The sequence below is a fragment of the Bradyrhizobium sp. USDA 4461 genome, assembly GCF_054055655.1.
This window is the reverse complement of the sequence record NZ_JBSRXM010000001.1, coordinates 5,304,001-5,318,359: the sequence shown is the minus strand read 5'-3', so window position 1 is coordinate 5,318,359 and position 14,359 is coordinate 5,304,001. Positions and strand designations below refer to the sequence as shown.

Here is a 14,359-nt window from a genome sequence, read left to right as displayed (position 1 = left end):
TTGCCCCTGGCAGGAGCGGCTCTCAAGCCCGTCCACCCGCCGTTGCCGGCCACCCGTCCCACATCAAATAGTCGATCACGGAAAGGCCCGGAATGAAGGCCTCGTCCGGGCCATAGCGCAGGGGCACGAAACCCTGGTTTACCAGACGGATGCCGTGTTCCTGGAACAGGCCGTCCTGCTGATAGCCTCCGGCACCGCCGCCGGCAAGGTAAGCATCCCCGCCGACCGCTTTGACGAGCGATATCAGCAGTTCCGTCGCCTTGCCTGCATGCGGCAGCTCGGACTGCCGCTGAAATCTCGTCGCAAAGCCGAGGTGCTCCGCGATCGCCTTAATGGCCGCGATGTTGAATGCGGCGAGGTTCGTTTCATGCTGCTCGATCAGGGGCTGCAGCAGCGCCATCGCCTCGCCAAAGTGAGGCGCCTTGCCGTAACTTGCCCGCAGCGTCGCAATCATCTTGCGACGCCAGGGCCGGCCGTCGTCGATCTCCGCGGCATTGATGGGTGCCCCGAAGGGCAGCCGACGGACCGGACAGGTGGCCCAGCGCGCCTCGCCCTGGATCGCAATTCGTACCCTGTTCGACCACGAACCCATGCCGCCCGATCCCGAGCGCGGATAATCGACGGCATCGAGCAGCACGAACACGTCTGCTCGCCGGATCTTGTCAAAGTATCCGAGCCACGGAAAGAAGTTGGGTTGATGGATCGCAACGAGGCACCCCATCGCAAGACACTCGCTACAGCCGCGTATCGAAGAACGATTTGAGCCGGCGGAACCACCACAGCCCGGCCCAGAAGGCCGCCGCGCCAACCACTGCGAGATAACAGATCATCCAAAGGCTCGGCATCGCCCCGTCCACGACAGCCATGCGGTAGCACTCCGCGATGACATAGAACGGGTTGAATTGCAGAACGGGCCGAATGAAATCCGGATAGGACGACAGTGGGTAGAAGATCGGAGAGGCGAACAGCAGGACGGTGAGCACATTCGGCAGCGCCAGGGCGGTATCCCGCACAAAGACGTTCAGCGCGCCCAGGAATAATCCCAGCCCCGACACGAACAGGATGTGCAGGGCCACGATCAGCGGCAGCGCCAGATAACCCGGACCCGGCATCTCGCCTGAAACGACCTGCAAGGTGAATATGATGGCGAACGCGACGACGAGCGGCACGATCCCCATCAGGGCGCCCACCATCGGCAACAACTCCGACTTGAAGGCAATGTTCTTCACGACACCGGCATTTCCGACCACGGACGTCGTTGCCGCCGACAAGCCTTCACTGATCGCGAGCCACGGCCCGTAGCCGCTGAGCAGCCAGATCACGTACGGCAAGGCGCCGGTACGCCCTGGCAACCGTCCTGGAAAAACCACCGTGAACACGAACGTGAAAATGCACATCAGCATCAGCGGCGACAGCACCGCCCACACCAGGCCCAGCGCCGACCCCAGATAACGGTCGCCCAGCGTCATGCGGAACAAATTGTTCAGCATGCCGAGGTCTCGCCGATCAAAACCCGCCAGCATCATGTCTTGACATCCTCAAGGCGTCGCGCGGCGATCCGCGGAGGATAGAAGATCAGCGGACGCCCACCGACTTGCCCTTCCTCGTCGATGACCTCCAGCACGCGCGACGTGACTTCCCCGTCGCATCCCTGACCGAGAAGCGCAACATCGAAGCGATACAGATCGGCTCCCAGCACGAAGGGATCCATATTGATGGTGACCGTGAAGGGTCCCGACGCCGGCAGCGCCTTGCCCACCTCTCCAAGACGCCGCCGCCAGACCAGTCGTCCGTCGACCCGTGTCAGAACAAGCTCGAGATCATGCGTTGGCCGGGCCGGATCGATCCGGCCCCGCACCACGATCGCCAACGGCACCATCGCAAGCGCGGTCGCCTTGCATGCGTCTCCGCGTTGAATGATTTCGACGGCATCGAGCTGAAGCGGATGAAGCGGTGCGGCCCTACTCACCAAGCGCCCTTCAAACTTGCGCATCAGCTCCGCTTCATCCGCCTCGCGCACGGCGGCCTCATAGGCCTTGGTGACGACCTGGGGCGAGCCGTCCATGACGAGCCTGCCGCCGTCGAGCCAGAGGCATCGTGAGCACATTTCCACGATCGAACCCAAGCCGTGACTCACGACGATGACAATACGGCCGCTGGCCGCGACTTCCTGCATGCGCCGCGTCGCCTTGGCCGCGAAGAAGGCATCGCCGACCGAGAGCGTCTCGTCGATGACGAGAATGTCGGGATTGATGAACGCGCCCATCGAGAACGCGAGACGGGCCTTCATTCCCGAAGAATAGGTTCGCACCGGGCGATCGATGAATTCACCGAGTTCGGCGAACGCGATGATTTCATCGGCGACTTGATCGATCTGCTGACGGCTGCGGCCATGCACGGCAGCGTCGAGGAAAATGTTGTCGCGGCCGCTCATGTCCTCGCGCAACACTGCGCCCACGGTAAGCATCGCGTGCAGGTCGCCGTCGACCTCGACGGAGCCCGAGGTCGGCTCTGTCAGCCCCGCAATGATTGAAAGCAGCGTCGTCTTGCCGGCACCGTTGCGGCCGATGATGCCGACGCGTTCGCCCTCAGCCACCTCAAAGCTGATCTGGTCGAGCGCCTGCACATGACGCGTCGTGATTTCGCGCCTGCCGGTGCGCAGCGCCTCGATCAGCGACACGGGGCCGCCGCCATGGTCGGCAAGCGCAAACACTTTGCTGACGTCCTTCACCCGAATTGCCGCGCGCATCAACCGACCACTTTCCACTCGGCCGGCAGACTGAAACCGCGCCCGTCCACCCCCTCGACGCCGAGCTCGAGCCCGTTGCCGTCGAGCCAGCTGAAGCCGTCGAGGACAATCTTGACCGTCGAATTGTGTGGGTCCGGCATCACAAGGTGCATACTGATCTGATAGCTGCCTGGCGGCAGCGGTAGCGCCGGAATATCGACGCTGAACGCGTAGCGCCCCGGCTCTTCGCCGACAGGCGTGGTCCGGCGCGACATCAGCCCGGTCTCCCAGCCGTAGGCCGGCTGGAGGCGCTCGACCGCCACCACCACACCTACCTCCGCCCGGGCGAGGATCTCGACCTTGGCCTCAAGGCTGAAATCCGTTCCCGTCATGATCGTGCGCGGATAGACCGGCGCGCTCGCGAAGCGCGCGATGCCGTCCCGGTAGGTCGATTTAGCCTGCTCGCCGTAGAGATAGCGCCGCACGGCACGCTCTGCCGGCCCGGAAAAAACCACCTTGCCGCGGTCCAGCACGTGCGCCGTTTCGCACAGGCGCACAATCGCCGACCAATCGTGCGTCACGAGGACACCCGATGCCCCGCCTGAGACCCGTTCGCGCAATCGCCGCCAGCACTTCGACTGAAAATGCTGATCGCCGACCGCAAGCACCTCGTCGAGCAGATAGACTTCGTATTGCCCGGCGGTCGCGGTCGAGAAATAGAGCCGCGCGCTCATCCCGGCCGAATATGTCAGCACCGGATCCTCGAACCGATCTCCAAGTTCGGAGAAGTCGTGAATATCCAAGATCATTGCCGCGCGCTCGCCGGGCGAAAACCCATGCACGGTCAACAGCCGATCGGCGTATTGTCGCCCCGTGAGCTCCGGATTGCCAACGAGGCCTAGCTCATAGAGGCCCGACATGGCCCCGTGCACTGCGACCCGGCCGGAATCCGGCGCGTAAACGCCGCCGATGACCCGAAGCAGTGTCGACTTGCCGGCCCCGTTGCGGCCGAGCACCCCGAGGAACTGGCCTTTGGGCACATCGAAGCTGACGTCCTCCAGCGCCGTGAAATGAGGGACATCACCACGCAGTCCAAATGCCAGTCGCCAGGCGCTGCCGCCGTCGACAAGTGCAAAGCTCTTCGAGACACCCTGACAGGTGATCGCAACGGCCCGCGACATCATGCCTTCGTGCGCCGCCGGTGCCGACAATCAGCTGTAAAGTCAGTGAACGGGTGTTCAAACATTTTCGAGATCGAAGTACGCATTCATTTCTGTAGGCGGAGACCGCCTGCCGATTCGCTGTCCGATACACGTCCATTGGGGACGCCAAACGGCCGGCTCGTCGTCTAGCTCAAGGCGCAACCGAATCCAACGGCTATTGCGCAGGTCCGGGGTGGTTCTCACCGGCTCAACAGTTGCGGCCTTTCTTCTTGTCGATGCGAAAAGTCCAGCCTTGAATTTCCACGGTTAGATTGTCGTACATCTCGCCGTCGAACGCCCGGAACCGGCGTGCGAACTCGGCCTCCGAGATATCGGCTGGAATGCGACACGCGGCCAGGAAATCGGCGCGGGTATGTTTGGGCTGCCCCCAGGCCATGTCGGCCAAAGGTGGCATCGGTTGCTCGGCACAGATCAAGCGTGCGTTCGCCTCGATCAACCGAACTCCCGCGGCGTTTGCCAACCGGAGCAGCTCACCAGGCTTGATGGCTTCCGGCACGTCGAACAGCTCCGTCGCAACGATTGGACCCGCATCGACGCTCGCTGTCATCACATGCAGCGTCGCCCCGTAGCGGGTCGCCCCGGCGTAAACAGCAAAATGGTGCGGATCCCGTCCAGGAAACGCCGGCGACGCCGCGTGGAGATTATACGCCGGCCGCGACATGGATTTGAGCAGCGCCGCCGGAACAATCACCCCGGTGCCGAACGCCAGCAGCGTGGTGCGTTGATCGAACTCCACCTTTTCCAGATCGGCCAAGGCGCGAGCCACGACGACTTCGCAGCCGACCTCGGCCAGTATCGCATTCAGGCGAGCAAGATCATCTCCCTCGAAGACAGTTAGCAGAACAACCCGGTGCAGCACAGAAAATCCTTACTCGACCAGCAAGCGACACGATGAATGTTCGTCCAGCCCCGCCGATCACCGGATGTTCGGACGATCATGCGTGGCTGTGATCTCGTCGTACCAGCGACCCATCGCGCTCGCGTAGCCGTCAATGGCTCTTTGCAACCTCTCCCGCGGCGGCATGACTTCGGGGGTCCACCACTCCGGATGCGTAAGCACCTGCAGCCGCTCATCCGTCGCCTGCTCGAGCACGGTCTTGAGGCGCCGGTGGCGCCAGACGCCATTGCTATCCGATACATAGCCATAGCTTGCCCTCAGCGAGCGGCCATACGCGTTGACCATGCCGGCGATGATATCGTCCTCGAGTTCGGACGGATCGAGAATGCCGAACAGATGGAAACTGATCGCCAGGGGCTGCGAACCGAATTCACCGGCGATCAAATCGCGCTCACGGGTTATTGCCTGCAGCAAGGCCGGCCCTCGCAGCGTCTGTCCGTAATATGTCGGATCGAAATGCAGCGCGCGATGTCGTGCCCCAGCGACCTTATCCTGCGTACACACTGAGCCACGTCTGCCGACATCAGATTATAGTAGAGACACCTCGGAAACAGGAAATATGTCGCCTTGACGCCCTCCTCAGCTTCGATCTCCGCAAGTTTCAAGGCGCGATGCATCGAGGCGTCACAGTCGTGGCGCCAAAGGATCGTGCGGCTGGCACCGGCCGTCGAAAAATCAACGAACCGATAGGATGCCTTGGCGAGCCGAAGCAAATCCCGATAGCTTGCCTCGGTGAAGTCCACGAATTCCAGTTCATGCTGACGATCGGACAACATCGATAGTCAATCCTATCTGGTTCAGATCAGCCGGTTACGAAGAGAGCTCAAAACGAACTGCTTCGCGCTCTTCGTTGTGACGGTGCCGTCCAGCTCCAGATCCGTCAGCCTCAATAGCCCGTCGCCGGTCGCAATGACGGGATCGCCGGCCGCGGTATGGACGACCTGTCCGGGCACCGCAACAAATGGCTCGCGATGCGCCTCTACGCGCGCGCCCCAGACCAGAACTTTCGTATCGCCTTCGAGCATGGTGAAGGCGCCCTCAAATGGCCGTCCGGAAGCGCGAACAAGCCGCGAGATGGTCTGGGCAGACTGCGCCCAATCGATCCGCCCATCCGACGCGCGTCTCGGATAACATCGCAGACCAAGTTCCGGGCTGGTCGGCTGCGGTGCCAGGCTGAGATTACCTTGTGCCACGGTCCCGATCAGGTTCGAGAACTGAACCGGCACTTCAAGTCGCAGCCAGTCGTAGACATCGGCGATCGTGGTCTCGGCATCGATCGGAAGAAAGGACTTTGCAGCGACCGGTCCGGCATCCAGTCCGTCCGACATTTGATGGATCGTCAAACCGATACGTTCCTCACCGAGCAATATCGCCCAATTCGGACACGCATTGCCCTTGAAGCGAGGCAGATCACCCGGATGAGAATTGAAAATTCCATGGGTGAACTGGGCTCGGACAACCGGCGGTATCAGACCGACCCAATTCATCGAAATCGCGGCATCGCAGCGCGCATCCTGCAGCGCCGCGATTGTGTCTGGCTGGTCAAGTCGCGAACCGAGCAGGAAGCGGGCGCCGATGTCCGCAGCCCATCTCTCGTAGTCGGCTTCCTTCTTCAATTCATGGCCCGATGCCCGGCACGTGGCGACGATCGGAATGTCATGCCCAGCATCGTGGATTCGTCGCGCCGCCTCGAACAGCATCTCGGTTCGACCGATCACGCCGATCCTGAGCTTGCGGGTCACGACGCACCTCCGATCTCGGTGTCGCCGGACGATTGATCCCACGGGGCGGCAACTTCCGAGATTGTGAACGACTGGGCGCAGCGCAGACGGGCCAGGCACTGGTCGAGGAACCAGCCAGTTCCGGGTTGTGTTCTGCTGGCAGGACTCAGATCGCTTCGCCGCCACTGCGGAAGCGGTCTGCTCGACTTGAGCGCCTCATAGACCGCCACACCGTTCGAGTTCAGCCACGCATGCACCGGGTGAAAATTCAGGACCTTGAGACCCGGCGAGCGCAGCCATCCCGGCTCTGCCGACCACTTGTGTCCGGCGATCATGAACATGTTGTCCTGGAAGACATGCGGGATGCGGACGAGTTCGGCTCCGCCGGGGCTGTAGCGAAGCTTGTGCGGCCTGACGTCGCGCGTCAGAGGCAAATAGATCGAACAATCCACTTTGAAGCCGTAGGTATCAGCCATCAACTGAAGCAGCCGCTCCGACTGATGGAGCGAATGCGTCCGCACGACAGTTGCCGCGTCGAACCATCTCCGCATGGTCTGGAGCACTTCATCCGGAGTTGCCCCCTGCGTGCTGCCGGCGAGAAAATTTGGATGCACTCCGACTTCAAACAAAGGATTGCCCAGCAGCCGGGAAACCGCCGCGCTCTGATGGGTTGCAAACCAGGTTGCGCGGACGTTCGCCTCGATCACGCGCTCGGCAATGTCGTCGATCATCCAGTCCGGCGCCCAGTCGATATCGAATGTCAGAACCATCAGAGACTCTGAAAGCATCGAACAGCCTTGCATGTCGTCGCAGGTCTACTGTTTGGTCGCTTCGAGATAGATGCCGAAGCGATGCGGATCACCCTTCCAGCCATATCTCTTGATGCGAGCAACTGAAAATCCTCTCAAGGCACCTTGAATCTCATAGTCGCGGAAGTGATGAAAATGGATCGAGTCTCGATAGAGCTCGGCGCGTTCCGTCCAGATCAGGGTTGCCAGATAAAGCTTTCCCCCCGGCCTCAGCACGCGCGCCGCTTCGGTTATGGCCGTGTGGTGGTCGAGAACGTGATCGAGGCTGGTCAGGAACGCGACACAATCGAAAGTATCGCTGGCGAACGGAAGGAATTCGGCCATCCCGACGACCCGAAAGTGGTCGCGTCTGCCGAGCGACGGTTCGATCCCAAGATATTCGCAAGAGGCCGGAAACAAGCGGCGGCTCAAGTCCGGGTTGTCGCAACCGACGTCGAGTACAAGGCCCTGGGCTGTTGCGACGAGGCTTCGGGAGCGGAACAGATGGCGCCTATACCAATGGTCCTGCAACGGCGTATTTGGCTCGCCGACCGCGTTTTTGATCGCGCACAAGTATAGATACTGGTCAAAGGCGTTCTTTATCGATCCGATCGACAAGGTCTCGATCGGCAGATCGCAGAAATGTCGCGCAGCCTGCGGCAAGAGGACCGGCAACTTGTCCTCGATCGGAAACGATTCGCCTGCCCCCGTCGTTAGAGCCAATCCATTGAAATGAAGTGGCAGGCCGGAGTCGGGCGAAATGAGCATTTCATTGATTCGACCGAATTCGACGGCGCTGGCATGCCCTTCGGGGTAGTCAAACGTGGGATCGAAAAGATCTTCATTTTCGTCGATGACGACATCGCGCCAAGGCGCTCTCAGCCAATCCATGAGTGTTCAAGCTTTCTAGAACTGGCCCGCGCGCGATAGCCCGTCTCTGAGTCCGGTCGCCGGCGGCCCGAGCAATTGCACCATTCGGTCGATCGCGCCGACATAATCTTCAGGCTGCTTGTCGACGGTTTCGATCGTGAAACGATGATTCGACGCGCTCGCAATCATCTCTGCAATTTCCTGAAGCGACGCGACCTCGGGGCCGGCGACATTGATGGCATGAGACTCCTTGAGCTCCAACGCCGCGATAGTCGCCTGTGCTGCATCGTCGAGAAAGATCGGGTTGAGGCGTGGGCCGCAGGACTTGGCAAGGCGGATCGGCTCTCCGCGCGCAATGGCCCCCCTGATCCGGGCAATGAGAAATTCCCTACTTTGTCCTGGACCGTAGACAAAGAAATATCTGAGGCGTGAGACGACAAAATGCGGCTCAAAACAGCGCAGCAGCGTTTCAGCGGACACCTTCGCCTGAAGATAGAAGCCCAGCTCATTAGTCGGTCGAATGGGCGCATCCTCGTTCAATGCATGCGCGGATGGTCCATAGATTCCGCCGGAAGAGGCCAGGACGAATTGGCGAGCGCCATGACCGACCCCGTATTCCGCCAAGCGTGCGGCAGCGGCGATCGAAACCGCGGCTATCGCGCCTGTCTGCCGGGGAAACTCCTTCCAGCCGCCTGCTTGCGCAAGGTGAATGATTGCATCGATCCGACCGACCTGTTGCAGGTCAGATGAAAAATTACCCGACAGATCGGCTTCCACGATGCGCACATTGCTGGAACGCGCCAGCTGCGTTCCCGGCCTGATCAACGCCGTTACGGACGCTCCCCTGCCCTGCAGCAGGCTCAGCAGGCGGGAGCCAACGAACCCGGTTGCGCCCGTCAGCAGGACGTGGCGATCCGCCAGATCCAATCCGGAATGCCCGATATTCTGCGAAGCCATTCGCTCTTACTCTAGCGTCGCGGGAGGCCGGCCATGCCGATGCAGGTGGTCGTAAACCCGTTCATAGCGTTCGGCCAATACGTCCCTGGACCACCAGCGCTCCGCGTGCGCGCGGCTCGTGGCGCCGATGCGGGCGCGTTCGCCCGGATCGGCCACCAGGCCCCGCAGCACCTCGTAGATGGTTTCCTCCGACGCGTCGACGATCGGACACTCGGCAATGGCCTGGACGGCGGGCAGACCGCGTGCCTCGACCTTGTTGACCCGACCAACGACGGGACGCCCGAGCATCATGCCTTCGCGCGCAGTGGCGCCATAGCGGCCATAGTTGAGCTGATCGACGATGATGTCGGCTTGTGCGAGCATCCAACGATTGTCGGCGCTCGGCACGTCCTTGCGGAATAGCAACCGGACCGGATGCCCCTCCGCCTTCAGCCGATCGATCGCAGCAACGACCGCGCCGGTCCCCTTGACGTTGACGCCCTGGCGGGTGCGCATCTCATAATTGCCGACCGAGTGATAGATCAGGATTTCACCGTCGGCCTTGGGCTCGCGCCACAATTCGGGCACGGGAATTGTCCTCCCAAGTTCCGGGTCCCAGAACTCGGGATCGACAGCAAAGGTGAGCGGCTCGCGAAAAACAGCCGCCGCATCCCGGAAATCGAGCGGGGGATCGGTCTCGATGCAGATCAGATCCGCCAGTTGCCGGACCTTCCAGCCCCAGGCAGACATGCGATGATCGGAACAGATCTCGGGCCGCTCGCGCCAGGCGCATTTCGGGCACATTCCGGGGCTCCAGGCCTCGAAGCCCGTTTGCGTGATCAAGTCATGGCATCCCGTGATGCTGTAGGCGATCTTCGCGCCGCGTCGCTTCAGTTCCAGCACATCCCAAGGGATGCTGTCGTGATTTTTCGAGATGTCGTCATAGTTGTAGGGAAAGAACGACAGCGTCCCTACGCCGGCGAAATGAAACATGTCAAATCGCTCGGCCGCTTCCTGGAATCGCTCACGCAAGACCTGTTGCTGTTTGTTGGCGTCCGCTTCGAACAGGTTCCAATCGTGGCCGTGGAAATGCTGGGCGTAGTCGGAGTTCGGGTCAATGATCGCCATCGACACGGCATCCCAGCCACGCTTGCGCAACGAGCCGGCCAGAAAGTGAAAGTTGTAATAGCTCGGATTGACGAAGAGAACCGAACGGCGGCGGGGAACGGCAGGATCCCTCTCAGGCCGCGGAACGTCTCGAATCGGCTCCTCGCCATAAGGCGGATTGAGGGTGGGCGGCTGCCCCGCGGCTTCGATATGGTGCAGCGCCATCAGGCTTTTAGGGAAAGCAAGACCAAGCGCGATCATCAGCCGACGGCGGCGAACGTCAGGATTGGCCTGCTCCGGCCGGAATCCGAGGGGCCAGGCCGTTAAACTCCCTGCGCCACCGGTTGCTTGATCAGAGGTGATCAAGGTCCTCCACACCAATTCGTTGTCGCGCGTCGACGAAGCGATCAACGCGCGCACAGCGAGACAGCTCTTCTCCGACCAACGATCGTCGCGAGACTGGGGATCGCCGGATATGCACTCGGCCAGCTTCCACTCGAGGGCCGTATCCCGGGCCCACTCCCGTAATTCGGATTTGTTCGGTACAAGTGCAACCAGATCTGCCGGAAGGTCCGCTCTAACCTGGAGCAACGTAACCGAAGTCGACGCGCGGATCGGCAATAGCCGCAAGCGGCGAGACCTGGTGCCCACCATTCGGAACAGGACGGAAGCGTAAGTCCCACCAAACGGCTTCATACCCGTGATCACGGCATCTTTGGCGCGAAGGACGCGCATCGCGTCAACCTCTGCCTTCGACTCCGAACGTGCGGTCCGTAGGGTATCCTTCCACTTCTTCGCGCGGCGTACCACGTTGAACGGAATGGTAGTCATCAACGACTTCAAAACTGGCGACCTTTCGTGGGGCCGAGCGACCCTGCAAACATCTGGATTACAGATGGCCAGCCGGCTACTCCGGATCAAGGAGCTGATGTCCTCAGCCGGCACTTTAGGTGAGGCAAGTCGGTCGGCTCCGAGATCGGAAGATCAACTCGGCATCGGCGGTACAGCATCCGGGCGTTGGCGACGACTCAGCTCTACACACATCGATCCGACAATTTGTCTTTGTTGAGATCGCGCGGGAAATTGCTCGCGGCTCTGCTGGGATATCACCCGCGGTTCTCAACATGTGCACGCAACGCGTATTCAACGTTGATCAGCGACCAAATCAGCAGTCTGCGGTTCTCCCGGCCGTTGAGGTGATCATCGACCAGCTCCCTAATCGGCTTGGGATCGAGATAGCTATAGATCTTCGCCTGATCATCGAACAGGACGCTGCGGACGAAGTCGATGCTCTGACCCTTGAACCAGCTTGCGTCAGGACCAGAGAAGCCTTGCTTCTCGCGTTCCACGACTTCCTGGGGGATGTGCTGCTGCATCACGTTTCGCAACAGCATCTTGCCATCACGGGCCTTCTGAAAGTACCTGGCCGTTTTCCTGCCCAGCTCGTTTTCGTCCAAGGCCACGACTTCATCGAGCTTGCCGAGCTTCATCCGGACCGGAAGCTTCATGGCAAAGTCGACGAGATCGTTATCGAGGAACGGCACGCGCGTCTCGAGCGAATGCGCCATCGACAGCTTGTCTTCCATGGTCAACAAGCCATGGAGAAACGTCTTGGCTTCCAGATAGAGCGAATGATTGACGTAATCCTCCGGACGGGTCAGACGCTCGGCGTGCTGATTGAACATGTCCCTGAAGATATCGCGGGTCGATACGCCCTGCACGTCGCTCCAGACCGGAGCGAAGACACGCTTCAGCACATCGTTGGGCATCAGCCGTTGCCAGTACTCGTAGTACTTGTCGATGTACTCCTCGAAGCTCTGGTTGACGACCGCCCGGTAATAACGCCAGGGATAGCCGCCGAAGATCTCATCGCCGCCGGTTCCTGCAAGGACGACCTTGTTGAACTTGCTGGCGAGCTGAGCGACGTAGTAGTTCGGATAGCTCTGTCCAACGCGCGGCTCTTCCAGATGCCATGCCAGCTTCGGCAGCACGCGCTCCATGTCACCGGACTTGAGCACCATTTCGTAGTGTTCGGTACGAAACAGATACGACATTCGCTCCGACGCCGCGCGCTCGTCGTAGTAAAGCTCGATACCGGACACGGAGCTCAGGTCGAAGCCGCAGGTGAACGTGCGCATGTAGCTCAGTGACTGCGCCGCGATCGCTGTGACCGTGCCTGAGTCCATTCCGCCCGACAGATACGCGCCGATGTCCACGTCGGACACCAGTTGCCGCTTCACCGCCTGCTGAATCAGATGGTCGAGCTCATCCTGATAGTCCGCCTCCGACCGGGCGGTTTCCGGCTCATGAAAATTGTAATCCCAGTATCGCGTCGGTCGTGGCTGCGTTCCGGGCGCATCCTCAGACGATATGCTTAGATAGCAGCCTGCCGGAAGAATGCGGACACCCTTGAGCAGGGTCCGGTCCGTGAAGAAATTCTGGAATGTGAAGTATTCCAGCAAGCCCTCGGAATCGAGCTGCGCGTCGAAGTTTGGAGCGGCACGAAACGCCTTCGATTCCGATGCAAACAGCAACTGGTTGCCGCCGAACCAATAGTACAGCGGCTTGATCCCGTAGCGATCCCGGGCAAGCGTAAGCCTGCGTTCCTTGCGGTCCCACAGCGCGAAGGCGAACATGCCGTTGAAGCGCTGCAGGGCACCAAGCCCCCAAGTCGCGATCGCCTGCAGCAGGACTTCGGTATCGCTGGTCGACCTGAAGACATGTCCCTGCGCTTCGAGCTCGGCGCGGAGCTCCCGATAATTGTAGATCTCGCCATTGTACGAAATCACAGACCGGCCGTCGGCGGTATGCATCGGCTGCGCGCCGGTCGGGCTCAGATCGATGATCGCCAGCCGGCGATGCCCGAGACCGATCGAACCGTCGATCCAATGGCCTTCGCCGTCAGGGCCACGATGCGCGATCGCCTGCGTCATTGCACGCAGCACATCCGGCGACACCGGCCGCCCATCGAGGTTAAGAATGCCCGCGACGCCGCACATGTCTAAATCCGCTTGACCTCGGACCGCAGGGGTTTACTCAATGCCAGCCTTGGCGCGGCGCCGCTCGACTCCCGCGCGATGCCTCGACCGCCATTCGATCAGCATCTGCAGGCCTTCGCGCAAATCGATCTCGGCGGTGAAGCCGATTTCGTCGGCTGCACGCTTGGTGGAGCCGACTCGATTGCGCACGAACGTCGCATTGCTGCGCGGCGCATATTGGATCGGCTGGTTCGACCCGGTCAGCTGCAGCAGCATTTCCGCGAGTTCCTTGAGCGAGGTGCGCTCGCCCGTTCCGACATTGTAATAGCGCGCAACCGTATCGGCCGACATCGCGCAGATATTTGCGCGCGCGCAATCAAGCACCGACACAAAGTCGAACGCTTCCGAGCCATCTCCCAGGATCGTCGGCCCTTCGCCGCGATCGATCGCGTCGAGCATCTTCATGATAACCGCGATATAGGCGCCCTGATAGTCCTGCCTCGGCCCGTAGACGTTCATGTAGCGCAGGCCGACCGCGGGCAGGCCGTAGCGATGACAGAATGCGGTGGCCATCGCCTCACCGGCGATCTTGGTCGCTCCGTAGAAGTTCTTGTTGTTGAACGGATGATCCTCGGTCATCGGTTCTTCGATGGCGTCACCATAGACCGATGCCGACGACGAATAGACCAGACGTTTGATCCGGTTCGCGACGCAGGCTTCGAGCACGTTGAACGTGCCACGGATGTTGGTGTCGAACGCCGCTCGCGGAAATTCATGACATTGCAGCAGCCACAGCGCGGCAAAGTGGAACACGCCATCCTTGCCCTTCATCGCGGCATCGAGGATGTCGGATTGGCAGACATCGCCGCCCGCCTCGAATATCTTGACCCGTGGATCGCTGAGAATCCGGTCGAGATTCTCGAGGGAGCCGCGCGCGAAATTGTCGTAGATCACGATCTCGCCGACGTCGTGCTTCGCGAGCTGCTCGACTGCATGCGAGCCGATCAATCCGGCTCCGCCGATGACGAGGAACTTCTTGCCATTGACTTCCAAGGCTGACCTCTTGGACTGGAGTTTTACGCTTCACCGCGAGCGGACAATGTCGAGCTC

The 14,359-nt window shown here is 60.9% G+C and carries 14 protein-coding genes; all 14 read right to left on the bottom strand.

Annotation, left to right across the window (positions count from 1 at the left end):
• Positions 1–22 precede the first annotated feature (22 nt).
• A complete protein-coding gene (locus tag ACVINW_RS24655) occupies positions 23–721 on the bottom strand; it encodes a WbqC family protein (protein WP_456753700.1) in 699 nt (232 codons plus the stop codon).
• A 13-nt stretch (positions 722–734) separates the two neighbouring features.
• Positions 735–1,526 (bottom strand): ABC transporter permease, encoded by a 792-nt coding sequence (locus tag ACVINW_RS24650; protein WP_456753699.1) that lies wholly within the window; start codon positions 1,524–1,526, stop codon positions 735–737.
• Positions 1,523–2,749 carry an ABC transporter ATP-binding protein gene (locus tag ACVINW_RS24645; protein WP_456753698.1) on the bottom strand — a complete coding sequence of 409 codons (1,227 nt, stop codon included), beginning with the start codon at positions 2,747–2,749 and terminating at the stop codon, positions 1,523–1,525. The genes ACVINW_RS24650 and ACVINW_RS24645 overlap by 4 nt, the downstream gene beginning before the upstream one ends.
• On the bottom strand, positions 2,749–3,909 hold the full coding sequence (locus ACVINW_RS24640) for an ABC transporter ATP-binding protein (protein ID WP_456753697.1): 1,161 nt from the start codon (positions 3,907–3,909) through the stop codon (positions 2,749–2,751). The genes ACVINW_RS24645 and ACVINW_RS24640 overlap by 1 nt, the downstream gene beginning before the upstream one ends.
• A gap of 229 nt (positions 3,910–4,138) precedes the next feature.
• Positions 4,139–4,810, bottom strand: coding sequence for a formyltransferase family protein (locus tag ACVINW_RS24635; protein WP_456753696.1), 672 nt, complete (start codon positions 4,808–4,810; stop codon positions 4,139–4,141).
• Between the two features lie 57 nt (positions 4,811–4,867).
• Entirely contained in the window at positions 4,868–5,263 is a 396-nt protein-coding gene (locus ACVINW_RS24630) for a hypothetical protein (protein WP_456753695.1), read from the bottom strand.
• Positions 5,248–5,625: a hypothetical protein gene (locus tag ACVINW_RS24625; RefSeq protein WP_456753694.1), complete on the bottom strand. Its 378-nt coding sequence runs from the start codon at positions 5,623–5,625 to the stop codon at positions 5,248–5,250. The genes ACVINW_RS24630 and ACVINW_RS24625 overlap by 16 nt, the downstream gene beginning before the upstream one ends.
• Before the next feature lie 21 nt (positions 5,626–5,646).
• Entirely contained in the window at positions 5,647–6,591 is a 945-nt protein-coding gene (locus ACVINW_RS24620; protein ID WP_456753693.1) for a methionyl-tRNA formyltransferase, read from the bottom strand.
• On the bottom strand, positions 6,588–7,340 hold the full coding sequence (locus ACVINW_RS24615) for a polysaccharide deacetylase WbmS family protein (RefSeq protein WP_456753692.1): 753 nt from the start codon (positions 7,338–7,340) through the stop codon (positions 6,588–6,590). Before ACVINW_RS24615 ends, ACVINW_RS24620 begins: the two co-directional genes overlap by 4 nt.
• 45 nt (positions 7,341–7,385) lie before the next feature.
• On the bottom strand, positions 7,386–8,249 hold the full coding sequence (locus tag ACVINW_RS24610; RefSeq protein WP_456753691.1) for a methyltransferase domain-containing protein: 864 nt from the start codon (positions 8,247–8,249) through the stop codon (positions 7,386–7,388).
• A 15-nt stretch (positions 8,250–8,264) separates the two neighbouring features.
• Complete coding sequence (locus tag ACVINW_RS24605) at positions 8,265–9,185, bottom strand: NAD-dependent epimerase/dehydratase family protein (RefSeq protein WP_456753690.1); 921 nt, start codon at positions 9,183–9,185, stop codon at positions 8,265–8,267.
• Between the two features lie 6 nt (positions 9,186–9,191).
• On the bottom strand, positions 9,192–11,102 hold the full coding sequence (locus tag ACVINW_RS24600; RefSeq protein ID WP_456753689.1) for a hypothetical protein: 1,911 nt from the start codon (positions 11,100–11,102) through the stop codon (positions 9,192–9,194).
• Positions 11,103–11,377: 275 nt separating this feature from the next.
• On the bottom strand, positions 11,378–13,270 hold the full coding sequence (gene asnB / locus ACVINW_RS24595; RefSeq protein WP_456753688.1) for an asparagine synthase (glutamine-hydrolyzing): 1,893 nt from the start codon (positions 13,268–13,270) through the stop codon (positions 11,378–11,380).
• Between the two features lie 33 nt (positions 13,271–13,303).
• The gene (locus ACVINW_RS24590; protein ID WP_456753687.1) at positions 13,304–14,302 is read right to left on the bottom strand and encodes an NAD-dependent epimerase/dehydratase family protein; all 999 of its coding nucleotides are present in this window, start codon (positions 14,300–14,302) and stop codon (positions 13,304–13,306) included.
• Between the last annotated feature and the right edge of the window lie 57 nt (positions 14,303–14,359).